General features: G+C 43.3%; 17 protein-coding genes. 9 read left to right on the top strand and 8 right to left on the bottom strand.

Annotated elements, in window-relative coordinates; translation table 11 throughout:
* Positions 1-70: 70 nt before the first annotated feature.
* From murD to ACYTXL_RS07425, 3 genes are all read right to left on the bottom strand, one after another.
* Complete coding sequence (murD, locus tag ACYTXL_RS07435; RefSeq protein WP_461924148.1) at positions 71-1,513, bottom strand: UDP-N-acetylmuramoyl-L-alanine--D-glutamate ligase; 1,443 nt, start codon at positions 1,511-1,513, stop codon at positions 71-73.
* An 83-nt stretch (positions 1,514-1,596) separates the two neighbouring features.
* Positions 1,597-3,750 carry a glycine--tRNA ligase subunit beta gene (glyS, locus tag ACYTXL_RS07430; RefSeq protein WP_461924147.1) on the bottom strand — a complete coding sequence of 718 codons (2,154 nt, stop codon included), beginning with the start codon at positions 3,748-3,750 and terminating at the stop codon, positions 1,597-1,599.
* A gap of 215 nt (positions 3,751-3,965) precedes the next feature.
* On the bottom strand, positions 3,966-4,133 hold the full coding sequence (locus ACYTXL_RS07425; RefSeq protein ID WP_461924146.1) for a hypothetical protein: 168 nt from the start codon (positions 4,131-4,133) through the stop codon (positions 3,966-3,968).
* Positions 4,134-4,792: 659 nt separating this feature from the next.
* Here ACYTXL_RS07425 and ACYTXL_RS07420 point away from each other — a divergent pair.
* The 3 genes from ACYTXL_RS07420 (at position 4,793) to ACYTXL_RS07410 (ending at position 8,756) form a co-directional block, all read left to right on the top strand.
* Entirely contained in the window at positions 4,793-6,082 is a 1,290-nt protein-coding gene (locus tag ACYTXL_RS07420; RefSeq protein ID WP_461924145.1) for a glycosyltransferase family 4 protein, read from the top strand.
* Positions 6,083-6,651: 569 nt separating this feature from the next.
* A complete protein-coding gene (locus ACYTXL_RS07415; protein ID WP_461924144.1) occupies positions 6,652-7,050 on the top strand; it encodes a hypothetical protein in 399 nt (132 codons plus the stop codon).
* A gap of 86 nt (positions 7,051-7,136) precedes the next feature.
* Positions 7,137-8,756, top strand: coding sequence for an efflux RND transporter periplasmic adaptor subunit (locus ACYTXL_RS07410; protein ID WP_461924143.1), 1,620 nt, complete (start codon positions 7,137-7,139; stop codon positions 8,754-8,756).
* Positions 8,757-9,148: 392 nt separating this feature from the next.
* Here ACYTXL_RS07410 and ACYTXL_RS07405 read toward each other — a convergent pair whose 3' ends face one another.
* Both ACYTXL_RS07405 and ACYTXL_RS07400 read right to left on the bottom strand, forming a co-directional pair.
* Positions 9,149-9,508 (bottom strand): hypothetical protein, encoded by a 360-nt coding sequence (locus tag ACYTXL_RS07405; protein WP_461924142.1) that lies wholly within the window; start codon positions 9,506-9,508, stop codon positions 9,149-9,151.
* 665 nt (positions 9,509-10,173) lie between these two features.
* Positions 10,174-12,117 (bottom strand): heavy metal translocating P-type ATPase, encoded by a 1,944-nt coding sequence (locus tag ACYTXL_RS07400; protein WP_461924141.1) that lies wholly within the window; start codon positions 12,115-12,117, stop codon positions 10,174-10,176.
* A gap of 315 nt (positions 12,118-12,432) precedes the next feature.
* On the opposite strand from ACYTXL_RS07400, the gene ACYTXL_RS07395 reads away from it, so the two are divergent.
* The 4 genes from ACYTXL_RS07395 (at position 12,433) to ACYTXL_RS07380 (ending at position 19,145) form a co-directional block, all read left to right on the top strand.
* On the top strand, positions 12,433-12,780 hold the full coding sequence (locus ACYTXL_RS07395) for an STAS-like domain-containing protein (RefSeq protein WP_461924140.1): 348 nt from the start codon (positions 12,433-12,435) through the stop codon (positions 12,778-12,780).
* 3 nt (positions 12,781-12,783) lie between these two features.
* Positions 12,784-13,029 (top strand): hypothetical protein, encoded by a 246-nt coding sequence (locus tag ACYTXL_RS07390; protein ID WP_461924139.1) that lies wholly within the window; start codon positions 12,784-12,786, stop codon positions 13,027-13,029.
* Between the two features lie 48 nt (positions 13,030-13,077).
* Positions 13,078-14,190, top strand: coding sequence for a precorrin-8X methylmutase (locus tag ACYTXL_RS07385; RefSeq protein ID WP_461924193.1), 1,113 nt, complete (start codon positions 13,078-13,080; stop codon positions 14,188-14,190).
* A 497-nt stretch (positions 14,191-14,687) separates the two neighbouring features.
* Positions 14,688-19,145, top strand: a complete 4,458-nt coding sequence (locus ACYTXL_RS07380; RefSeq protein WP_461924138.1) for a DUF4912 domain-containing protein — start codon at positions 14,688-14,690, stop codon at positions 19,143-19,145.
* 176 nt (positions 19,146-19,321) lie between these two features.
* Here ACYTXL_RS07380 and ACYTXL_RS07375 read toward each other — a convergent pair whose 3' ends face one another.
* Genes ACYTXL_RS07375 through ACYTXL_RS07365 form a run of 3 tightly spaced genes read right to left on the bottom strand, consistent with a single transcriptional unit; the run spans position 19,322 to position 20,512 of the window.
* The gene (locus ACYTXL_RS07375; protein ID WP_461924137.1) at positions 19,322-19,864 is read right to left on the bottom strand and encodes a hypothetical protein; all 543 of its coding nucleotides are present in this window, start codon (positions 19,862-19,864) and stop codon (positions 19,322-19,324) included.
* Positions 19,861-20,355, bottom strand: a complete 495-nt coding sequence (locus ACYTXL_RS07370; RefSeq protein ID WP_461924136.1) for a DUF4365 domain-containing protein — start codon at positions 20,353-20,355, stop codon at positions 19,861-19,863. Before ACYTXL_RS07370 ends, ACYTXL_RS07375 begins: the two co-directional genes overlap by 4 nt.
* Positions 20,345-20,512: a hypothetical protein gene (locus tag ACYTXL_RS07365; RefSeq protein ID WP_461924135.1), complete on the bottom strand. Its 168-nt coding sequence runs from the start codon at positions 20,510-20,512 to the stop codon at positions 20,345-20,347. The genes ACYTXL_RS07370 and ACYTXL_RS07365 overlap by 11 nt, the downstream gene beginning before the upstream one ends.
* 191 nt (positions 20,513-20,703) lie before the next feature.
* Here ACYTXL_RS07365 and ACYTXL_RS07360 point away from each other — a divergent pair, with 191 nt between their 5' ends.
* Entirely contained in the window at positions 20,704-21,657 is a 954-nt protein-coding gene (locus ACYTXL_RS07360) for a DUF1822 family protein (protein WP_461924134.1), read from the top strand.
* Positions 21,658-21,841: 184 nt separating this feature from the next.
* Entirely contained in the window at positions 21,842-24,178 is a 2,337-nt protein-coding gene (locus ACYTXL_RS07355) for a CHASE2 domain-containing protein (protein WP_461924133.1), read from the top strand.
* The last annotated feature ends 120 nt before the right edge of the window (positions 24,179-24,298 follow it).

Here is a 24,298-nt window from a genome sequence, read left to right as displayed (position 1 = left end):
TACCAAATACGAAAATTTGTTAATAATTTTACATAATTAATTCACTGTGTGGCTGCAAGTTACACCTGAATTAATTAGGCAGAGGAGATGAAAGAATCGAATTGTATTGAAGCTTCTCTACTTTTGCCCAATCAAGGCACAACTGACGGAAACGATCGCCCCGCACCTCAAAATTCGGGTACTGGTCGAAACTTGCACAAGCGGGAGATAGCAACACCACACGCGCTTGATACTCCTTGGCTAATTCCGCCGCTCTAGGAACTGCCCTTTCCATCGTTTCCACAATCTGGTAAGAATAATACCCCACCTCTTGCAGACGTTGGGCAAATGCAGGTGCAGCAGAGCCAATTAATAATACAGCAGCAGCTTGGGAGTGAATTTTTGCTAGCCAAGTAGTATCATCACCTGCTTTAGCTTCTCCACCAGCAATTAAAATGGCTGGATTTTTCACAGATGCTAAACCCACTTCAGCAGCATCATAGTTAGTGGCTTTGCTATCGTTAATGAAATCAATACCTTCCCAAGTGCAGATATGCTCCAAACGATGAGCAACGCCAGGAAATTCCCGAATCGCACGCGCGATCGCATTACGATTAATTCCCGCTAATCGTGCTGTTGCTACTGCCATCAATAGATTTTGCTGATTATGTTTTCCCACCATCCGCAAAGTAGATACTTTCACAATCGGTTCTGGTGCAGAGGTTGCAGTCAACTTTTCCACAACCCAATCGTCTTCGATGTAAAAACCTTTTTCGCTAATCAGGAAATCTTTTCCTTTCACACTTGTCCAATAAGCATCAGGCCAAGCACTTAAACCAAGCTGGCTCAAGTAAGCATCATCGCCATTAAACACTTGCAACTCAGACTGATGCAATAGCTTGGCTTTGATGTTGTAATAGTTCTCTAAAGTCTGATGGCGACTAAGATGATCCGGTGTAAAAGTCGTCCAAACACCAATACGAGGAGCAAGAGAAACGGAAGATTCTATTTGATAGCTGCTAATTTCCGCAATCACCCAATCAATACAATTTTGGATTTGAGTTTCTGTCCCTCTCCCCTGAGATAGGGCAACTTCACAAGCGGCGTAACCAATATTACCGCAGGCGGGTGCATCTAATTCTGCTGCTTGGAAAATGGCAGCAATTAAAGCTGTAGTAGTAGTTTTGCCATTAGTACCAGTAATTCCTACCCAAGGTAGTGAGCGCAAATTTCGCCAAGCGAGCTCCATTTCTCCAATGGTTTCAATACCTAATTGGCGTGCCTTAACTAATACGGGAATATCCCAAGGCACGCCAGGACTAACAACTATTAATTGGGGTAAATTATCACCATTCAATTCTAGGGATTGGCCTACTTTAACGGTTATTTGCTCGGCAGCGAGTTCTTGTTGTTGTTGTAGGAGGGTATCGGAGGTGTTGCCATCACTCAGCACTACCTCCCAACCTTCCCGTTTCAACAATCTCGCCGCAGCAACACCGGACTTTCCCAATCCAATCACAGAAGCTTTAGGCATAGATTGCAGCAGAAATCCCTGGTTAAGCATTCCCTATATTAGCGTTTGTTGGCAAAAATTACACAACTTTTTGCTAACCTACGCTACAGATTTTTGACGATCGCACCAAAATCAGCTAAAACACGGGCATGATTGCGAACTAGTCCCAGCAGATGTAATCGATTACGCTTGACTTCTGGATCGGAGTCCATAACTAAAACACTATCTGGGCCATCAAAGAAGTTACTAACTGTCGGAGCAATTTTTGTTAGTGCTGCTACTAATAGTTGATAATTTCGTGTCTGCTGTGCTGCTTGAGTTTGCGGTACTGATTCGATTAGGGCATTATACAAAGCGACTTCAGAGGACTTTTGGAATAGTTCTTGACTAACTACGGTTGTCGGTTCTAGCTGTTTTGTATCCAAATCACCTTGGGCGGCTAATCGTGTGGAACGGTTAACGGTTTCGTAGATGTTATCTAAGGTACTATTGTTACGGATTTGTTGTAAGTATGAAGCGCGATCGCGTACATCCAATAAATCCTTTAACGTCCGTTCTGTGTATTCTGCGTCATTTTCTCCCAGAACTGCATTTACCAAATCGTAATCAATCTGCTTTTCTTCTTGCAGTAAGGTGCGGATGCGTTGCAAGAAAAACTCTTGTAATGCTGCGGTTAATGCTGCCTGATCTTTGTGATATGTTGCTGCAAAATCTGTTGCTATTTGCGTCAATAAACCATCTAAATTTATCGGCAAATTATCAAACCAAACAATTTTAATTATAGCATTAGCAGCACGCCGCAAGGCAAAAGGATCAGAGGAACCGGAGGGAATTAAACCTAAACCAAAGATACTCACTAAAGTATCTAATCTATCTGCCAAACTGACAATTTGACCCGTGAGTGTTTCGGGTAAAATATCGCCAGCTCCCGTTGGCAAGTAATGTTGAAAAATTGCCTTTGCTACTTCGGCATCTTCATCACTGGCTAAGGCATATTTTTCTCCCATTATCCCTTGCAATTCCGGGAATTCATACACCATTTGTGTAACCAAATCTGCTTTACATAATAAAGCAGCACGTTGGATTCTTAGGCTTTGATTTTCCTCTAATTCTAATTGGCGGCTAATTTGCTCGGCAATCTTAACTATTCTATCTACCTTAGCACGCACCGAACCTAATTCTTCTTGGAAAGTGACTTTTTCTAACTGGGGTAAAAAGCTTTCTAAAGGCTTAGTTAAATCAGCTTCATAGAAAAATCTCCCATCAGCTAATCTGGCACGAATTACCCTTTCATTCCCGACAGCAACAATATCTGATTTTTTAGGATCACCGTTAGAAATGGTGATGAAATTGGGCAATAATTCTTGCTCAAAACTACCTGTTTTAAATACAGGGAAATAACGCTGATGAGTAACCATGACTTCAGTAATTACCTCAGTTGGTAATTCCAAAAAATCTGGTTCAAATTTACCGACAACTGTAGAAGGATATTCTACAAGGTTGGTTACTTCCGCTAACAAATCGGGGTAAATTACTGTATACCCGCCTAAACTCTCTGCTACTGCATTTACTTGCTCTTTAATCAGATTTGCCCGTTCTTCTGGGTCAACGGTGACATAAGCAGACTTGAGAGCGGTAACATAATCACTAGCTTGGGCAATTGTCACAGGTTTAGGATGCAAGACACGATGACCTTGAGAAATGCGATCGCTCTGAATCGTTTTAGAACCATTCACTAATTCTAGAGGTAGCACTGTCTCATCTAACAAAGCTATCAACCAGCGAATTGGTCGGGAAAACCTCGCATCACCATTCCCCCAACGCATCAACCGCTTACCTTCTAAACCCCAAATCCACTGGGGAACAAGTTCGGTCAAAATTTCCGCCACAGGACGACCGGGAATTCTTTTTTGCAGAAATACAAATTCCCCTTTGTCAGTGGGGCGAACAAACAGCGCATCAAGTTCCACACCTTGCTTTTTGGCAAAACCGGCGGCTGCTGCTGTCGGCTGACCATCTTTAAAGGCAGCTTGGGCGGGTGGTCCTTTAATTTCTTCTTCTCGATCGGGTTGCTGAGATGGTAGACCTTTAATTACTACCGCCAGCCGCCGGGGAGTACCGTACACTTGAATACTTTCGCCTTTGAGACTGTTTGCTTCCAGGCTTTGGGGAATGCGCTTTTGCCATTGCACTAAAGCATCACTGAGAAAACTTGCAGGTAGTTCTTCTGTACCAACTTCTAATAGAAACCCAGGCATAGGATACTGTTTTCAACTTTGCGTAGCTCAACTTTATCAGTTATTATCTGGCGATCGCTCGTGATTTTTAGTCAGCCTTGCCAGATACATCTTTATCGATAAAGTCGAGCTTAGGTTTGTGAGATAAACTTGGCATCTTATCCAAAACTTCACAAAAAAGTGTTTTTCTTCATTGATTTTTTACATTCACTACCGTATTTTCATGCAGTATTTACTTATACATAATTTCTATAGTAAAGTTGGTGTTGTTTATAGATTGATATTTGCATGATGTAAATTAACTTTGGAGTTATGACAATGAAAAATATTTTCGCCAAAATTGCTAGAATCGCAGCAACCAGTGCTGCTTTTAGTGTTGCTTCGGCGTAGCCAGGCGTAGGCATCGCTGCTAGTGCTAACAACCCAGCCCAAGGGGTATCTATTGATTTAAACTTTAGCTGGCTCTAATGTTGAAAAGTTCGCGCCTTTTAACTGCTCAAAAAAGTAGGATGCTCACCATTGAATCCAATACTAATGAATTGGTTAAAAATACTTCATGTGCCACTTTACAAGCTGGAATGTGGGTTTCATGCACGAGATTAAATATGATGCTACAATCGCCTATGTGTAAATTTAAGCATTAGATTCCCTTTTAAATTAGTGAAAACTTATCATGCGTATGGTAAGGAACTTAAATCAGTCAACAGTTGTCAGTCAACACTGGTAATTGGTAACTGATGAATAATTAACGCGATGTGCAACTTATTCTTAGAACCCCACTTCCATTCCTCTCTCGCGGTGGGGAGAGGCTTTGATTCTTGCTCCCATTCCCTTGTAGGTAAGGGGTTGGGGCTTAGGTTTGAGAGAAAGTTGCACACTGCGTTAACTGATAACTGTTAAAATCCACCGAGAAAAGTCTTAAACAGTCTTCATTGCAATTGTGATTTTAAAAAATCATTATCTGCTCACAACCTAAATTAAATAATAAAACTAGCAGCGTCTACTGAAATTAGCAATAAATCTGCTGATCTCAGGCTGTCTTCACAAAATTTACAAATAGCTCATGCACATTCTGATATATTCCTACAACTATCATCCAGAACCGATTGGAATTGCTCCCTTAATGACTGAATTAGCAGAAGGCTTAGTAAAGCGAGGTCATGAAGTGCGGGTGATTACCGGAATGCCCAACTATCCTCAGCGTCAGATTTACGATGGATATCGGGGTAAATGGTACGTTAATGAACAAAAAAATGGTGTCACCATTCAACGAAGTTATCTGCGGATTCAGTCTAAACCCAACCTCGTGGATCGGCTTTTATTGGAGTTGAGTTTTGTTTTTACGAGCTTACCCCAAGTCTTTAAAGGCAGACGCCCCGATGTGATTATCTTAACAGTTCCGCCTCTATTAGGTACGTTGCCAGTAACAATATTTGCTTGGTTATACAATTGCCCAGTAGTTCTAAATGTGCAAGATATTCTACCAGAAGCTGCCGTGCGTATGGGGCTATTGAAAAATAAGTGGATGATCCAAACTCTTGCAGCCCTAGAGAAATTTGCATATCGGACTGCACACACTATTAGCGTCATTGCCGATGGGTTTCGTGAGAATTTAGTGAATAAGGGAGTACCTATTGACAAAATAGTTTGTATTCCCAATTGGGTGAATGTAAATTTCATCCGCCCCTTAGCGAAAGAGAACAACTCCTGGATATCTAGCCATCAACTTGATGGGAAATTTATAGTACTTTATTCGGGCAACATTGCTCTAACCCAAGGTTTAGAGACAGTAATAGAAGCAGCAGTTTGCTTACGTCATATCAAAGATATTATCTTTGTGATCGTTGGCGAATCAATAGCATTGCAAAGGTTGCAGGAATATTGTCTATTAAATAGAGCAGATAATGTTTTGCTGCTACCGTTGCAGCCGCGAGAAAAACTACCCGAAATGCTAGCAGCAGCTGATATCGGGCTAATTGTGCAAAAGCGCAATGTGATTTCGTTCAATATGCCTTCAAAAATACCACTGCTGTTGGCGAGTGGTAGCCCAATTGTGTGTTCAGTTCCCGCCACTGGTACTGCTGCTAAAGCAATCCAACTCAGTGGTGGTGGGATAATTGTTGAGCCAGAATTACCCGATGCAATGGCTGCTGCGGTGCATGATTTATATGTTAATCCGACTCTCAGGGCGAGACTAGGTAAGACAGGAAGACAGTTTGCTGAAGAAAACTATTCCTTAGAGCAAGCACTTGATCGGTATGAGTGGCTATTTTCTGATATTGTTGCTAACCGAAAATCAACTGTAGGTATTTTACCGAAATTGAATACTCAAAAATCAGTTGTGGATGGTTGAAGGGGATTGGGCATAAAACAAAACCCTAATTAGGATAAATTAAATCACCCATTTGGGTGAGTTAAAAATCAACCGATTGGATGAACTAAGTGTAGGAAGTTGAAACTGCTCAAAAATACGACTCTAGAGAATACTGATTGATGATTGCACGTCGTTTTTGGTGAGGATAAGTCGATGAAACTCGCAACCTTGATTAATAAAGTAATTCTCTTACCCTGCGAGTACTCCATTAGAGAACTCGTAGAGTAGCCGCTACGCGACTGGCTCCTGTATTTGATGCAATTGAGAAGCACCATATAGCTGAATTAATCAGCTCCGGCGTAGCCCGCCGTTCGCGTACCCTTAGGGGGAAGCAAACTAGGTGCAGCGTCTCCCCTTCTCCCAAAGGGAGAGGCTAACGCCAAGGGAGAAGAGAAGGCATTGCTCCATAGGCTTTTCTTTCCTAAGATCATTATTTAGCACCACTCAAGAGGGATAAACTCATCTGTAATTTATACTAAGATTTTATACTATGTGGTTATAATGCAAGTAAGCGCTTACAAACGCTCATGGAAAACTTAGGATCAAGGATGCTACAAACTCGTGTCGGGTTGAGAAAGCCAGCAACCGCAGGTTTAAGCGGAGAAATGGCTTGTGTTGCTGCGGTCAATCAGGTGATATTATTTGGTGATTTCCAGAATAAAGAGCAACTACTAGCTGCTGTGATTACCGAACCGATCGCTTTAGAAAACCAAGCTTTAGCCCGTAACGACCAGTGGACTCAAAATCTAGACATTGACCTTTATCTCGGAGCAAAATCTCTGGGTTTATACTGGCTAAAAAGGTTTTATAAATTACAATTTAAAAAATGTTCGGAGTTAAGGAATGTACAAATTAACCATAATGTGCTGAACGAGATGTGTGCGTTTGAGGTGCTAGAGATTGTGAGCGATGGCCCCAATACCAAAATATATTTGTCACCAATATAGAGAAAAAAGGCGAAAAAACTATTCAAATAATGCTTTTTTAGCGAAAAAAAGTAGATTGCCCAAGTTTAAATCCACAAAATCAGAAAATGATGACCCATTCTGAGTTCCCTGACTCTCGTGTTCCCGTTGAAATAGAACAGCCTGCTGTTACTGATCCTAGTCAAGAGTTGCAACCATTGCCACAGCGATCGCCTAAGCGACCTCAAAAGCGGCGTTGGCCTCTAATCTTGGGAATCATCCTGTTAATTGCAGGTGTTGGTTTTGGTTGGCGCTGGTGGCAAACTAGTAATGCTAGCAAAGCAGGCGATGCTGCTGGAGCAGGAGCTGCTCAACGGGCAATTCCCGTCAAGCTAGCAACTGTGGAAAGTCAAACTGTGCAGGAGAGTTCGGAGTTTATTGGCTCCTTAGAGGCATCATTATCTGTACCAATTAAGCCACAGGTTGAAGGGCGAATTACCCAGATTTTCATCAAAGAGGGCACCCGTGTTCAACAAGGGCAAGTCATTATTAGCCTGCAAAGTGATGATGTCCAAGCCCAGCTACGACAAAAACAAGCAGCACTACAACAAGCACAGGCAAATCTTGCCGAACTCAAAGCCGGGACTCGAAGAGAAGTAGTTTTGCAAGCCAAAGCCCAGTTAGATCAAGCCCAAGCAAAATATCAAGATGCCGTATCTGGATCGCTACCACAGCAAATTCAGCAGGCTGAAGCTCAAGTTAATTCCGCCCAATCCGATTTAGTATTAGCACAAGCACGAGCAACGCGATACCAACAATTAACAAAAGAAGGGGCAACTTCCCAAGATAGCCTAGATGAATATGTCAAAAACAAAGATAGTGCTAAAGCAGCGCTGGTTGCAGCCCAGAAAAACTTAGAGCAACTTCGCAAAAGCAGAACTGCTAATATCCAGCAGTTAGGTGCTGCCTTAGAACAACAGAAACAAAACTATCGCCAGCAGGTGAACGGCAACCGCCCCGAAGATATTGCCCAAGGGCGATCGCAAGTCAGCCAAGCAGCAGCTCAAGTCCAGTCGGCTGAAGTTCAAGTGCAATACACAAAAGTCCTAGCTCCATTCACAGGTATTGTTGGTAACATCCCAGTCAGGGTAGGACAGTATGTGGGACAAGGGGATCAGCTGACCACATTGACCAAAAACGACTCTTTAGAACTGAATATATCCATTCCGCTAAATCAAGCCAGAAAGTTGCGCTTGGGATTACCTGTGCAAATACTGGATGCCCAAGGGAAACCCACAGCTACGGGTAAGATCAGTTTTATCTCCCCAAATGCTAGTTCAGATTCACAAACAGTTTTGGTGAAAGCCAACTTTGGCAATTCCAGAAATCGACTGCTTAATCTTCAGTCACTGCAAACCAAAGTGATCTGGAACGAACATCCGGGAATCTTAATTCCAGTTACAGCAGTAACTCGCTTGGGTGGGGAGACTTTTGTGTTTGTGGCTGGAGCGCCGACGGAAAAGCCTAAATCTGAAGCGCCAGAGCAAAAACCTAAAGCCCAAGCGCCAGCGCCATCTTTAGTAGCTCAACAAAAGCCCGTGAAATTGGGAGTTATTGAGGGAAATAATTATCAAGTTATCGAAGGACTAAAAGCTGGGGACAAAATTGTTGTTTCCGGTATTCTCAGCCTCACCAATGGCACTCCCATCACTCCTGCACCTGATGAAGCGGCTAGTCCGAAGTCTTGACGTTTGTACCAATCGATAACTACGTAATGCTCAGTTTCTATCTACCCGTTTTCTAATGATGTTTACTGTCAAAAAAACCAATGCAGTTGTCTGTACTAAGGAACGTGGATTAAATAAAATGCAAAACTTCATCCTGTCTCTAGCTTCCCTCTCCTCTATAAGTAGAGGGATTGAGGGTGAGGTAAGCCAGGGATATAAATTGTATGTTATTTAATTCTTATTCCTAAGCTAATGTACTTTTAATTTGCATAACTAGGGCGGGCTTTTCGGCCCACCCCACAAGAGTTTTACTTCTAGGTAATATGCAACTTTTATCTCCAAGAGCTTACCGCCAAGGAGAATCAATGCTTAGTTCACCTGGAACCAAAGCTTAATAAATGAAGGCGGAGGGATTAACCACGACCCCAGTCGCGCTCGCGCTCATAGCGGCGATGATTTTCGCGCTCATAGCGGCGATTATTCTCGCGCTCATGCTCATAGCGGCGATGATTTTCGCGCTCATAGCGGCGATAATTCTCGCGTTCATGGCGGCGATGATTTTCGCGCTCATAGCGGCGGTTATTGTCATTAATGTTACGAAGCTCATTCTCACGGCCATAATTAACATTAACATCTCTGTAATGACGACTCTCACGTTCGTAGTTATCATCGTTGCGATGATAGCTGTAGTTATCCAACTCAGCAAGATAAGACACTGGTGCCTTAGCATCAGCTTTTAGAGAAATAGCCAAAGCTGATGCAGATGCTATCAAGCCGGCCAGAAAAATAGAGGTCAAGCGGTTCATGATCTGAGTCGAAAATTGTTGATAGTAATTTATGCAAGTCCAGTCTGTTTAGGAAGAGCAGATTCCACAAGTCTTTGAATCAATCCTATCAGTATTGAGTAACTCAAAAAGTTTTCTTGAGTGCGCTAATTGAGAAAAGTTTTGTCGTCTGTGATACTTTTTGACTTTCCACAGGGAGCATCTCACCGAATTTTAGATTTTAAATTTTCGATTGAGGAAAAGAAGATTCAAAATGCAAAATTTAAAAAGGTCTGAACGCAATAGCGTCTCCAAGAGTTGCCCGCGAATTTAAACTTGTACTGAGCGCAGCCGAAGTACGCGAGAATAATTCTTTAATCCCAAATCTAAAATTACTTGACTTGCTCCTGACTTAATTGCTGGGGTCAATCTAAAATCTAAAATCCAAAATCCAAAATTGTCTAACTTTCGTAAAAAGCCTTGTAAAACCTCACCCCAACCCTCTCCGTGGGTTCTGAGAGGGAGCTAGAATCTTGTTTATAAGAACAGAGCCTTACCCCGGCGAAATTTATGAACTCATCGAAAGATAGCCCGAAATACTATCCTGATATTGATGATAATATTTACTCTAGAATCTTAGAACTGTGTAGGCAAGGAGATGCTTATACAGTAGTTTATTTGAGCAATCTTAGTCCACTGAGGGTAACTAAGACTGTGGAACCTTCATGTCCAATAACGCCAATGGGTAAGTTAATATTTCCCAGAAAGTTGCCCACCAAAAGCAACATAATGAAACCCAATGCTACGACTATATTCTGTTTCACTATGGATTGCGATCGCCTACCCAAATGCATCGCCACGGCAATTTTTTCTAACCTGTCTGCCATTAGTACTATATCTGCGGTTTCCAATGCCACATCACTCCCAGATATTCCCATTGCTATACCTACAGATGCTTGTGCTAAGGCTGGTGCATCATTAATCCCATCGCCTACCATTGCCACAGTTTGATATTGTTGCTGTAGATGGCGGATCACATCCAGCTTATCTTCGGGTAGAAGTTGAGCATACACCCGATCAATTCCGACTGCTTTGGCGACACTGTGAGCAGTTTCCTGGTTATCCCCAGTTAACATGACAATTTGCTCAATTCCCAGTTTCTTTAAGCGGGTAATAGTTGCGGCTGCTTGCGCTCTTACATGATCTGCGATCGCAATTACACCCATCACATCAAAACACCCCTCCCCGCAACCAAGGAGGGGAGCCTGAGCCTTCTTCGCTACCCAAACCACAGTTTTACCTTCTTGCTCTAAAGATTGAGCCATTTCTCGCAATTCTTCAGGTAAATTTGTCACATACTTTTGCACAAAAACGGCATTCCCCACAATTATCTCTTGTTCTTGGGCGATTCCGACAATTCCCTGTCCAGGTATCGCTTGCACTTCGATTGCACCAACCCAATCCAAATCACCAGCCGCCTCTAGAATTGCCTTACCGATGGGATGTTCGGAAGAGAATTCTACACTAGCTGCGGCTTTTAATACATCTATTTGGGTGTATTCACTAGCTGAAATTACCTGAAATACCTGCAACTGTCCTGTTGTGAGAGTACCAGTTTTATCAAATGCGATCGCTCTAACTTTGCCAATCTTCTCCAACTGCGCCCCATTTTTAAACAAAATCCCCTGTCTTGCACCATTGGCAATTCCTGAAAGCAGGGTGGGCATAATTGCCGCCATCAGCGCACAGGGAGAAGCTACCACCAGGAAGGTAAGGGCGCGATAAATCGTCGTTTCCCAATCCCAACCCCAAATAAATGGCGGTAAAGTTGCCAGTAATATTCCGGCTACTACAATGACTTTGGCATATCCTTTCTCAAAGCGATCGATAAACTCTTGCGAAGGAGGGGCTTGAGTCTTTGCTTGTTCTACCAAACGAATCACACGCTGAATTAAACTGCTTTGGGCTGGTTTGTGTACCTTAATCTGCAATGCACCATAGCCGTTGAGTGTGCCGGCAAATACTTCTGCACCGATTGTTTTCTCTACAGGTAAAGACTCGCCTGTAATCGCAGCTTGATTGAGGGTGCTGTAACCAGATAAAATTATCCCATCAGTAGGAATTAGCTCTCCGGGTTTGACGACAATCTCATCACCCACTTTTAGCTGACTGATGGCAACTTCCTCTTCTCTTCCCTGATGCCAAACCCTTGCTGTATCGGGTGTCAAACTCATCAAACTCCGAATACTCCGTTCAGTTCGCTGCATTGCATAGCCTTCTAATGCGCCACTGATAGCAAATATCAGAATCAAAATTGCCCCATCAATAATTAAATGATATTCTCTTCGCCATAAGCCCAGGCTAGCTGCACCAATCGCTGCCACAATCATCAACAAATCTACATCGAGTTCTTTTTCTTTGAATAGGGTAGTTAATCCTTCCCGCGCACTTTCGTAACCACCAATTACATAAGCAGCAGGTAGCAGTAGCAACGCCAATCCCAAAGCGCCGAGATGCAAGGCGAACCATCCGAGAAATAACAGTAAGCCACACAAAAGGGCGGCTACGGTATCTGCGTGTTCTCTGGTGAATTGGGTGAAACGTTGGGGGTAGAGCATGAGAGGTGAATTAACAGGGACTCTTTCATCCTAAACCTTGACATTTATGTTAATGTCAAGGTTTAGCCGGAAAAATGCTCTGACACCAATAGCTTCTGGCACGCTCCACGATCGCAAAAAATCATGGAAACCTTACAATCTTTAGTAATGACGGATATGTCAATATAGGCGATAATATTATATATGAGAACAAATGTACTAATTTTAGAGGAACCCTGATTAATATTGCAATTCGGTGTGATGAATCTTGCTACTGCCTAGCAACTGAAGCTCATCAACTTAAGAAGCGGTTATTTTCAAGAGGGAGATAGAGGAATGGCATACAAAATTTTTGATGTTGTGGGGAAATACGCCATCAGCGCTGAGAGTGGACAGAAGGTATATGACCAGATTCATCCAGTTCTGCTTTCTGGCAACCCTGTAGAATTGGATTTTACAGGAGTTCAGGTCTTTGCATCTCCCTTTTTCAACTTGGCGATTGGTCATCTCTTGAAGGATATTCCAGCAGATAACCTTAATCAACTGGTTGAATTCACAGCTGTAAGTTCTGAGGGGTGGAATGTTCTTGAGCGTGTGATTGCCAATGCGAAGCATTACTATTCTGATGAGCAATTTCGTAATGCGGTTGATGCAGCGATCGCAGAGCAGGCTACAACTTTTTAAAGCATGGTGGTCAACCTTAACATTCAAGCTGATATCATTGACATTAAAACTGATAATCCCCAGCAGGGTGATATTTTCCTTGTAGATACCAACGTCTGGTTTTGGCAGACTTATACAAATGCTGGGTTTGGTACTAAAGCATCCAAATTCGGCAATTATCTAAAATATATCAACCAAGCTCTTTTAAATGGAGCCACACTGACATATTCTGGGCTAATTTTAGCTGAACTCAGACATCGCCTTTCCTGAACGCCCCCTCGACAACAATTAACCTCTTTTATACCGTAATTTGTGGAAATCAATAGCAGCGAGCTGACAATTAAGCAGTTAACGCACTTGGTTGGCGGCAGTTTAACTCCGCGCATGGTGCGACATTACCATCAATTGGGACTACTACCACAACCCGTGCGATCGCCTAGCAATTATCGTCTCTACAACCAAAAAGATGTCCTTCGCTTGCAACGGATTGTCGCACTCAAGCAGCAAGGCTTTCAGCTTAACCATATCCGTCAGATTTTGGAGGTGGAACCAGAAGCGGACACAAATCTTAACCTCATGGGACAACTTCAGCAGCAATATCGAGCGGTGATGCAACAAATTTTCCAACTACGGCAAACGGCATCAGCATTAGAAGGATTATTGGGGCGCGATCGCCATTGTCAAATTATCCAAGCGGAAGTTTTGGCACAACTCAAGTTACTGGATGTGGAAACCCAAGCCGGATTGGGGGGATTGGAAAATCTCTGGAGTGGCTTGGATGCCGAAATCCATACCCACTCGGAAGCTTTTACAGAATCGCTACAACGCTTACTACCTGATTTGTCTAACCGTTCAGAAATTGAACAACACTTAATTTCTCAGTTGGTTTTGGCTTGTGGCGATGTCAGTTTGGTGTCCTTTATCAAATTAAGTCGAGATGCGATCGCTGCTAGTCGAGAAGCCCTATCTTCAAGATGTCAAATTGTTGTCGATACTCAAACGGTTGCAGCTGCTTTGGATCAAACCCGATTATTTCACTTGGGATGCCACATTGAAACCTTAATTGATAATCCCCATATTACCACCGCCACAGAAGCAGAACTTGCCTTTTGGCAACATCGAGAATGGCGAGCAAAATTGCAGCAGGTAAATCAGGGTTGTGTGCTGGTAGTTGGTTATGCTCCTTCAGTACTTCTGGAAGCATCAATTGCGATCGCCAACCAGAAAATTCAGCCTGCATTAGTAATTGGAATGCCCATTGGCTTTAGCCATGCTCCCGCAGCCAAGCGACAACTGATGCAACAAGGGATACCTTTTATTACAGTTGAAGGGACTTTGGGAGGTGGCGCTTTAGCTGCAACTGCCTTAAATGCCTTGGTGGAGTCACTGATTGATAAGCCAGATTGTCATTGTTATCTCAAAAATGTATAGCAGTCTGCTTTGATTTTTGAAATTATTTGCGTAGACAGTAGACAGGGAGTGGGCTTGCCGTGAGCGTAGCCGAATGGGAAGAAGCCTTTTCGGGCTGTACTGATTTTTTTCAGAAATCAAATACGAGTCCTGTAGAACCCTTGTAGAGACGTAACAGTGTTACGTCTCTGAAAATAATATTGTTAAATAATATTGAATTTGGTAGACTTTACCAGTTTTAGTAATTCAATAATTCATAATTGTGGCCATAAGCTAGGAACTTAGTATAAGTTGCAATCTAAATTAGAAAAATTTATAGTAAACAGACTTTGGCAATTTAGAGTATAAATTATCATGCTATACAAGTTAGAGCGAAGTATAAATCAATATAAGTGCATTGAAATAATTAAAAGTAAAGATTACTCAGATGTATAATTAGCGCGTCTCCTCCATAATCTTTAAAAAGATTGCGATTTAGGATTGGTAGGCTTTCTATTTTTTACTTTAATAAAGGGCATATGTGGCAACAAGAAAAAAAAGATACTTCGATAATCAGGCTGGTATTATGGGTTGCCTTAGCTACAACACCGATGGCAGTAACTCTGGTGGTATCTGCACCGATGCTGGCAAAATCTAAACCTGAAGCTCCCTCTTTTGCACTGCCGCAAACAGTGGAAAATGGTACGACAGTGCGGATTGACGGTTCAAATAGCTTGGCTGCAATCAACCAAAGGCTGAAAGAAAGTTTTGAAAAACAGTTTTCCGGCACAAAGGTTGAAATTGCTGCTAACGGCACTAGTACGGCACTGAAAAATTTGCTAGATGGCAAAATTGACATAGCAGCAATCGGGCGTGGGTTGACACCAGCAGAAAAAGCCCAAGGACTAGAGCAAGTGCGCTTGCGCCGTGAGAAGATTGCGATCGTGGTTGGTGCAGATAATCCTTTCAAGCAAAGCTTAACCAGTAAGCAATTCGCCCGGATTTTCCGGGGACAAATTACAAATTGGTCACAACTGGGAGGACCTCCAGGGAAGATTCGGCTAATCGATCACCCTAAGACGAGTGATACTCGTGATACTTTTCGTGCTTATCCAGCCTTCAAGACTGCTGAGTTTGCTACAGGCTCTAATGCTACCCAATTAACTGAGGATAATACCGCAGAAATCATCAAACAACTGGGCAAAGACGGCATTAGCTATGTGTTAGCTAATCAGGTGTCGAAGTTGAAAGGTGTGCGAGTTCTGCAATTACATCAAACCTTGCCAAATGATCCTAAATATCCTTTCTCGCAACCTTTAGTTTACGTTTACAAAAAAAATCCGAGCTTAAGCATAGTAGATTTTCTCGGCTTTACCCTTGCACCATCAGGACAGCAAGCTATAGAACAAGCTAGAACTACTGAGGCAGAGGCGATCGCAGCCAGCGTATCACAACCTGCTGCGACACCTTCCCCCAGTGCCCAGACGACACCGACTGCTACACCTTCCCCTAGTGCCCAGAGGACACCTGCATTTGCCGAACAGCCCTTTGTGGCTGCTCCTGTACAAAAGAGTCCAATTGTAGACAAGCAAGCACCATTATGGTTGCTGCTACCTTTCTTTTTGATTAGTCTAGCTGGAGGGTTACTATGGTGGGTTCTAGGAAAACGCCCATTGCCCACTGACAAAACAGACAACTTACCAGAATCAAATCCCCGTCCACCCAGCAGAGAAGATGAAGAAACGCCCCTGTTCAATGCCAGCACAGCGGCCTCGCTCAACGGAGCGATACTTGAGGAGCAGCCAGTGCCGCACTTCCAAGAGCAAGAAACCCGCGAGCGCACTCCTTTCAACATCTATGCTCAAACAGAATCTGACCTGACCCAGAACGCTACTCAGGGGACATCAAATTTAGTACAAGAGGTAACTAATGGCAGATCTAACCTCCGTGAAGGCACAACCTCATCTGTAGGTAATGGATCAGAAAATCACAATTTGGGAGCCGCAGCTTTAACTGGTGGTGCGGCTCTAGCAACGGGTATCGGGGCGAGTACCTGGTCTGCCTTTAGCAACAAAGAAACAGAAACAGATGCGATTGATGAGACAGAGGAGCTAAATAATTATACGGATATGAACCCTCCTGAGTCTGATCAAGTTGCATGGGACATAGAAGCCCCAGCAGCTGTAGTAAATACATCATATCCTCACCGGGCTAATATTCCAGAAGAAGCATCTGATGTGGAACTGTCATCATCTGAAGTGACAGATTCACTCGCGGAATTACCAGATGTGCTAGAAGTAACATCTGATTTTGGATATTGGGACACAGAAATTAGTGAAGATCAGATAGATGAGCAACTTCAGGCAGAGTTCAACTGGCTAGATAGTATTACCTCAACTGAAGATGAAGATACAGCCTTAGTAGATGAATTGCCTTTAACAGCTGATGTGGAACCGTCAGAGACAGAAACAGCTTCACTGCTCGATTTGCCAGAAGATGAATTGAATGTGGTGGCGGACGAGGACGAACCTAGTGTGAATTTACTAGAGGAAAAATCTCAAGCAGAGCCGACTGTTGGGGAAGGTGACTCCACAGATTTAGCTGCTGCTGCGGCTTTAGTCGCAGGCGCAGGGATTGGAGCCTGGGCTACCACTTTGGCATCAGATGCCCAAGGAGAAACTGATACTACAGTTAAGAATGTGCCGATTGCAGCCGAAACAGCTATAAATTTGGTAGATGCCCAAGAAGAGAGCAGTATTCTGCTCACACCGCATACTTATACATCGGCTGATGTCTCTTGGGAGATTTCCGAAACCAAGAAAGCAGCGCTGCACCAACAAGGCGGCTCTCAATTGGTAGTGCGGCTCTACGATGTAACTGGGATTGACTTGAGTTATCAAAGTCCCCAGCTTGTACAAGAGTATGAATGTCAAGAAACAGCACATGATCGCTTTGTGGAAATTCCCGTCAGCGATCGCGATTATATAGCTGAAATTGGCTATATCGCTTATGGCGAACACTGGTTATTCATCGCCCGTTCAGCGATCGTTCGTGTCTTCAGTCCTATTGATCCAGATCCCACAGTTGATCATCTGCCGATTGGGGATGAAACAGATATTGATTGGGGAGATGCAGATGAAGAGAGCAGTATTCTGCTTACACCGCATACTTATACATCGGCTGATGTCTCTTGGGAGATTTCCGAAACCAAGAAAGCAGCGCTGCACCAACAAGGCGGCTCTCAATTGGTAGTGCGGCTCTACGATGTAACTGGGATTGACTTGAGTTATCAAAGTCCGCAGCTTGTACAGCAGTATGAATGTGAAGAGACAGCATCCGATCGCCTTGTAGATATTCCCGTTAGCGATCGCGATTATATAGCTGAAATTGGCTATATTGCTGATGGCGATGCCGAAGGCGGTAAACTAGGCTGGTTATTCATCGCCCGTTCAGCGATCGTTCGTGTCTTCAGTCCTGTCCATCCAGATCCCACAACAGATCCCCCAGTTGAAAATGTAGCTTTAACAAGCGAAACAGCTATTGGCTTGGTAGATGTAGAAGAAAAGAGCAGTGAACAAGAGAGCCGTATTGTCCTCAGACAACGCACTCCCCAGTGGGCTTATGTTTCTTGGAAGATTTCCGAAACCAAGAAAGCAGCGCTGCAACAACAGGGCGGCTCTCAATTGGTAGTGCGGCTCTACGATGTAACTGGGATTGACTTGAATTATCAAAGTCCGCAGCTTGTACAGCAGTATGAATGTCAAGAAACAGCACATGATCGCTTTGTGGAAATTCCCGTCAGCGATCGCGATTACATAGCTGAAATTGGCTATATTGCTGATGGCGATGCCGAAGGCGGTAAACTAGGCTGGTTATTCATCGCCCGTTCAGCGATCGTTCGTGTCTTCAGTCCTGTCCATCCAGATCCCACAACAGATCCCCCAGTTGAAAATGTAGCTTTAACAAGCGAAACAGCTATTGGCTTGGTAGATGTAGAAGAAAAGAGCAGTGAACAAGAGAGCCGTATTGTCCTCAGACAACGCACTCCCCAGTGGGCTTATGTTTCTTGGAAGATTTCCGAAACCAAGAAAGCAGCGCTGCAACAACAGGGCGGCTCTCAATTGGTAGTGCGGCTCTACGATGTAACTGGGATTGACTTGAATTATCAAAGTCCGCAGCTTGTACAGCAGTATGAATGTCAAGAAACAGCACATGATCGCTTTGTGGAAATTCCCGTCAGCGATCGCGATTACATAGCTGAAATTGGCTATATTGCTGATGGCGATGCCGAAGGCGGTAAACTACGTTGGTTATTCATCGCCCGTTCAGCGAATGTTCGGATCTTCAGTGCTGTTCATCCAGATCCCACAGTTGAAAATGTAGCGTTAACAAGTGAAACCGCTACTGGCTTAGTAGATGCCCAAGAAGAGATCAGTGAACAAGAGAGCAATATTGTCCTCACACCGCGCACTCCCAAATGGGCTTATGTCTCTTGGTACATTTCCAAGGCTGAGAACGAAACGCTGCAACAACAGGGTGGCTCCCAATTGGTAGTGCGGCTCTACGATGTGACTGGCATTGATTTGAGTTATCAAAGTCCGCAGCTTGTACAGCAGTATGAATGTGAAGAGGTAGCATGCGATCGCTTTGTGGCTATTCCTGTCAGCGATCGCGACTACATGATTGAAATTGGCTATATTGCTGATGGCGAGCGTTGGTTATTCATCGCCCGTTCAGCGATCGTTCGGGTCTTCAGTCATCCCCACGGAGATTTCTGGTTTGTGGCGGATGCTGAGTTGATTATTCACGGAGCAACCCAACCAAACACAACCGTAAACATTGGTGGTCATACCATCAAAATCAAACCCGATGGTACTTTCCACTTACGTCTCCCCTTTTCAGATGGTTTAATCGACTATCTGATCACGGTAGCTGCTGATGGGGAATCCACTAGAACTATCCATAAAAAGTTCTCCCAAGAAACTTCAGAAAGCTAGCAATTACCCTGAGTTATCCCTCTAACCCTATTCTCCCCTTTTCGGGGGAAATGGGGAGAGGGTCAATCAGTAGATTTTATCTATCTTTTTTTGTGTTTTTATAATCGTCAGGCATCGCGCAACTCTTAGAATCAGAACTCATCTAGAAAAAATCTAAAAACATTGATAAGTCGGAGTTAGATTTTGTCGATTTGCAAATTCTGAGGATTTTTAAGGATAAAACGATTGTCAACTCTTACTAAATCACCTGTGCAGCGAATTGGTAAACGTTCCTGATATGCTTTAATCGCTAATAAATAATCATCATCTGCTAGTTCAGTTTTAATTTCTTGCAATTTATCAAAAACTGCACATAGTAAAGTAATTTTTCCACTAAGCTTATCAATTTGAGGAGTGGCAATTTGCATAACCACACCTTGTACTGTGAAATTGGGATAATTGGTAATAAATTCACTTAATATATCAACTTGGTCACGATTTTCAACTATCTCTAATGTTTTTAATATATCGCTGATTCTTTCGGCATAATCTCCTAAACTATGTTGAAGAGGTAGTAAAATTTCGTATTGATCGGCGGCATCTTTTTTCAGTCGCCAAATTGCCCCGGCATTATTATATATACGCCCTGTTTCATGCCAACCAGTAGCTAGCAAGTGTGCCTGTAGCACATCAGGGTTAACAGTTTTGAGTATTTCACTATCTTTGATAGTAACTTTCATGGTAAATCTCCAAAACTAATGCGTTGAATGATGGCTTGGAGTGTATCTGGCGTAAACTGATTACTACGGGGTACTTCAATAGTAACATTGGTTGTATTTTCGGTGTCTGGCATTCCGCGCAAGGATACCCAGTAAGCACAATTTCTAAGACACAGTTCGGATTCTGTTTGTTTTATCCAGTCTGTTATTTTTTCGGGAACTAAAACGACTACTAAAATCCGAGGCACAAGAGCATTTATTTTTAAATCATTATAATTTTTGAGATTGAGGGGATATTTAATATAGTTTTCATCCAGAATACTTCTAGATGTACATTTTAGTTGTAGTTCTAGTCTAGGAGAAAGGATTTTACCTGTACCACCTCTGCTAACTATGCCTAAATCTACGCTGTCATTATCAACTTCTGGCCTATATAAAGAATAACCTGCAACGGCAGCGATCGCTTTAATATAGCTGATGCTAAATTGTTCTTTTTGTTGGTTAATATCCATATTGTGTTGGATGGTCAGACTTTATCTTCAAGCCGATTATCACTGCACCGTTTCTCGCACCCGCAGCCTCACCCCAAATCCTCGCGGATACCTTTGCACTCCCTCCACCAATAATAAACCCGCTACCCGAACGAGCGTCACAGCCCATCGTAGACATCGCTTAAAGTGTGGCTACTATCAAGTTACAGGGCTGATGAGGATTTGGGTACTTGGGAGTATTGGGAGTCTTAGTCCCCAATCCCCAATTCCTAATTCTATTTTTTCAATAATCATTCTCTATTTTGTGGCATAAATTTAGTTAATGTCGATGATATGTATATAGCAGCATTGATCACTAGAGATTAACTTATGAGTAACTCCACCTATCAGCCAGACGATTTGACTTTAACATTGCCGATTTCCCAATCAGCTCGCATAACTGCCCAGCAATTTGCTAACCAGCAGCCAAATTCTGAAAAAGCAGAGCAAGTTCGGCTGAATACGTTGGCTGTGTGGGTGGTGAATGACTATTTGGAAATGATGGATATTCCTACTGATCTCCAAGCTAGTGACAGCTGGAACCCCGTTATGCGCCTTTGTGGGAATGTAGCTGACTTAGAAGTGCCATCAGTTGGCCGTCTGGAGTGTCGCCCTGTGCATCTGCATCAGCAGATATGTTCCATTCCTCCAGAAACCTGGGAAGAACGGGTGGGTTATTTAGTAGTTCAATTTGATGAATTGCTCCAAGAAGCTCGGCTGCTTGGTTTTATCCCTAGTGTGGCAACTGAAACACTGCCTTTAGAACAACTGCAACCATTGGAAGCGTTTATCGACCACCTGTGGCAACTGCGCCAATTGGTGAATTTGAGTCAGTGGTTTGCTGGTATATTTGAGGCAGGTTGGCAGACTATTGAATCCCTGTGGAACGTGCCAGAACTCAGACCCGCTTATGCCTTTCGCAGTCCTGAAACTGTGCAACTAAATGCCCTTAACCGACCAGAATCAATTACTAAACGCGCAAAACTGATTGATTTAGGTATCCAAATTCTCAACCAACCCGTGATCTTAATTGTGGAAATCAGCCCCGAAAAGGATCAACAAACCAGTATTCATCTCCAATTGCACGCCACTGGGAATCAAATCTACTTGCCGCCCGGAGTTTATCTCACCGTTTTAGATAGTTCGGGAACAGTATTTCTAGAAGCTCAATCTAGAAAATCAGACAACTACATTCAGTTACAGTTTCGCGGTGAAGCTACAGAGCAATTTAGCGTTAGAATAGCCATGAATGATATCAGCATTACTGAACATTTTCGGATTTGAAACATCTAGCTATTTTCCCTCTTTCTCGGTAACTTATAAGTGGTAATTGGTTAATTAAAAATTCAGAATTAAAAATTCAAGTCGGCTTTTAGGGATTTTGAAAGAAGTCTGTAAATGCTTCTGAAGCTTGCTTGCGATTAGACATTAGAACAGGGCGTGATTTTGTACAGGGAGATAGCGACGCATGGGTAAGTTAGTGGTTCTGAAATTCGGAGAGGGTAGTTTTGATCAGGGGTTTCCTGTGACTCTCCAAATTGGTGAAGAACACCAGCACGCTACAACAGAAATCACGGGGAAGTTACCTTCATTCCCGGAAATGCCGCTCTATTATAGTCATTGGCAGTCTAGTTATCGGCAGATAGGCAATCGTTATCGCCTCCATGCTGAGAAAATGCAGGTGACGAATGTATCGATGATTCAAGACTGCGAAAACACTTCCCATATTTTGCGGGCACGCTTTAATACCTGGCTGCGAGCAGAGGAGTTTCGCCCTTTAAGGGAAAAATGGTTAGAAAGATTGTCGTCCAGCGAAGAAGTGCGGGTGATTCTGCAAACAGAAAATAGGCAATTGCAGCTATTACCCTGGCATCTTTGGGACTTGTTAGAACGCTACCCGAAAGCTGAAATCGCCCTTTCTTCACCATCCTACGATCGCATTCACAAGCCACGTACTTTAAATCAATTAGTCAACATTTTAGCAATTGTAGGCAATAGTCAGGGGATTGACACCCAAGCCGATCAAGCTTTACTGCAACAGTGTAGTAATGCAGAGGTCAGCTTTTTAGTAGAACCACAACGTCAGCAATTGACTGACCATCTTTGGGGAAAAAACTGGGATATTCTCTTTTTTGCTGGGCACAGTTCCAGTCAGCGAAATGGAGAAAGCGGACGAATTTATCTGAATAAAACTGATAGCCTCACCATTGGCGAATTAAAGTACGCTCTCAGGAAAGCGATTGACAACGGCTTGCAACTAGCTATATTCAACTCCTGTGATGGATTGGGATTGGCGCGAGAATTGGCTGATTTGCAAATTCCTCAGATGATCGTCATGCGCGAACCAGTCCCAGATCAGGTTGCCAAGGAGTTCTTAAAGTATTTTCTCCAAGGCTTTGCCGGTGGCGAGTCTTTTTATCGGTCGGTACGCCAAGCGCGGGAACGCTTGCAAGGACTTGAGGATCGATTTCCCTGTGCAACTTGGCTACCAGTGATTTGCCAAAATCCCGCGCAGATACCACCCACTTGGGATGAATTAAGGTCTAGAAAAATTGAAGATATATCGAATTTAGCTTTGTCTACCAGACGCAGATTTCAAACAACTTTGTTATCCAGTTTTGCGATTACAGCCTTGGTTTTTGCGGTGAGATTGGTGGGATTTGTGGAAATTTCAGAGATTCAAGCCTTTGACCTGATGATGCGATCGCGCCCTGCGGAGGGACTTGATCCCCGACTGCTAGTAATCACAATTGACGATGATGATTTGGCAATTCAAAGACAAAATAACGAGTCCTTGATTGGAGCTTCCATTTCCGAAAAATCTCTTAATAAACTCCTGGCAAAACTGAATCAATACCAACCCCGCGCGATCGGCTTAGATATCTACCGTGATTTTAAAGCCAAACAACCAGATTTAATTGCTCGTCTTCAACAAACTCATAATTTGGTTGGCGTATGTAAGGGGAGCGATGGAACTCTAAATATTAAAGGCATTAAGCCACCACCAGAAATCCCCGCAGGCAACCTGGGATTCAGTGACTTTATTAATGATCCTGATGGAGTTATCCGTCGGCATCTCCTGTTCATGAGGCAGGAGGCGACATCATTTTGTCCTGCTCCCTTTGCATTCAGTCTAGAACTGGCCTTTCTCTATCTACGCCCTTCAGGAATTCAACCAAAGTTCACTCCTGAAGGTAATTTGCAGCTGGGTAAAACTATTTTTCCAAATCTGAAATCCCGCACTGGCGGCTATCAAAATATTGATGCTAATGGCGGTCAAATCTTACTTAACTACCGTTCTTCAAAACAAATAGCCGAACAGGTGAAGCTAACCGAATTTTTATCTAATCCGGTTAACCTCAATGCAATCAAAGATAGGATTGTTTTGATTGGTGTAGTGGCAAAGGGGGATTCTCCAGACACCTGGCCTACACCCTATGGCGTTCCTTTAAATGAGCAAATGCCAGGAGTATTAGTACAAGCCCATATGATCAGCCAGATCCTTAGTGCTGTCCAGGATGGGCGGCCGTTGCTGCGGGTTTGGTCATTGTGGGTTGAGGTGGTCTGGATTTGGGGCTGGTCTTTGGTCGGGGGAGTCCTGGCTTGGCGAAAGCTTTCGTTCCCCTGGTTGATATTGGCAGTCAGTATTACCTTTAGTGTTCTGTATCTAGTTTGCTTTGGTCTGCTAATTTCGGGTGCTTGGGTGCCGTTTGTACCGTCGGCTTTGTCGTTGCTAGCTATGGTTGGCTTGATGTCAATTTATAATTCCAAAACAGAAGTTGGGGTGGGGAATAGAGAAGGTTGAATAAATATACTTAATCAAATCGGATTACAATAACTCTTTCACAATCTAAAATCGTTCGACTGACTTGTACTGAGCTTGCCTGCCCTGAGCCCTTCGACAAGCTCAGGGTAACACCTGTCG

The organism is Nostoc sp. (assembly GCF_054880495.1).
The sequence above is the reverse complement of the archived record's forward strand: the minus strand, read 5'-3'. Positions and strand labels throughout refer to the sequence as shown.

What these genes read in the sequence shown, in the direction of transcription:
- murD (WP_461924148.1), bottom strand. Translation starts at nt 1,513, where the DNA reads ATGCCTAAAGCTTCTGTGATTGGATTGGGAAAGTCCGGTGTTGCTGCG.
- glyS (WP_461924147.1), bottom strand. Translation starts at nt 3,750, where the DNA reads ATGCCTGGGTTTCTATTAGAAGTTGGTACAGAAGAACTACCTGCAAGT.
- ACYTXL_RS07425 (WP_461924146.1), bottom strand. Translation starts at nt 4,133, where the DNA reads ATGCCTACGCCTGGCTACGCCGAAGCAACACTAAAAGCAGCACTGGTT.
- ACYTXL_RS07420 (WP_461924145.1), top strand. Translation starts at nt 4,793, where the DNA reads ATGCACATTCTGATATATTCCTACAACTATCATCCAGAACCGATTGGA.
- ACYTXL_RS07415 (WP_461924144.1), top strand. Translation starts at nt 6,652, where the DNA reads ATGCTACAAACTCGTGTCGGGTTGAGAAAGCCAGCAACCGCAGGTTTA.
- ACYTXL_RS07410 (WP_461924143.1), top strand. Translation starts at nt 7,137, where the DNA reads ATGATGACCCATTCTGAGTTCCCTGACTCTCGTGTTCCCGTTGAAATA.
- ACYTXL_RS07400 (WP_461924141.1), bottom strand. Translation starts at nt 12,117, where the DNA reads ATGCTCTACCCCCAACGTTTCACCCAATTCACCAGAGAACACGCAGAT.
- ACYTXL_RS07395 (WP_461924140.1), top strand. Translation starts at nt 12,433, where the DNA reads ATGGCATACAAAATTTTTGATGTTGTGGGGAAATACGCCATCAGCGCT.
- ACYTXL_RS07390 (WP_461924139.1), top strand. Translation starts at nt 12,784, where the DNA reads ATGGTGGTCAACCTTAACATTCAAGCTGATATCATTGACATTAAAACT.
- ACYTXL_RS07380 (WP_461924138.1), top strand. Translation starts at nt 14,688, where the DNA reads ATGTGGCAACAAGAAAAAAAAGATACTTCGATAATCAGGCTGGTATTA.
- ACYTXL_RS07375 (WP_461924137.1), bottom strand. Translation starts at nt 19,864, where the DNA reads ATGAAAGTTACTATCAAAGATAGTGAAATACTCAAAACTGTTAACCCT.
- ACYTXL_RS07370 (WP_461924136.1), bottom strand. Translation starts at nt 20,355, where the DNA reads ATGGATATTAACCAACAAAAAGAACAATTTAGCATCAGCTATATTAAA.
- ACYTXL_RS07365 (WP_461924135.1), bottom strand. Translation starts at nt 20,512, where the DNA reads ATGTCTACGATGGGCTGTGACGCTCGTTCGGGTAGCGGGTTTATTATT.
- ACYTXL_RS07360 (WP_461924134.1), top strand. Translation starts at nt 20,704, where the DNA reads ATGAGTAACTCCACCTATCAGCCAGACGATTTGACTTTAACATTGCCG.
- ACYTXL_RS07355 (WP_461924133.1), top strand. Translation starts at nt 21,842, where the DNA reads ATGGGTAAGTTAGTGGTTCTGAAATTCGGAGAGGGTAGTTTTGATCAG.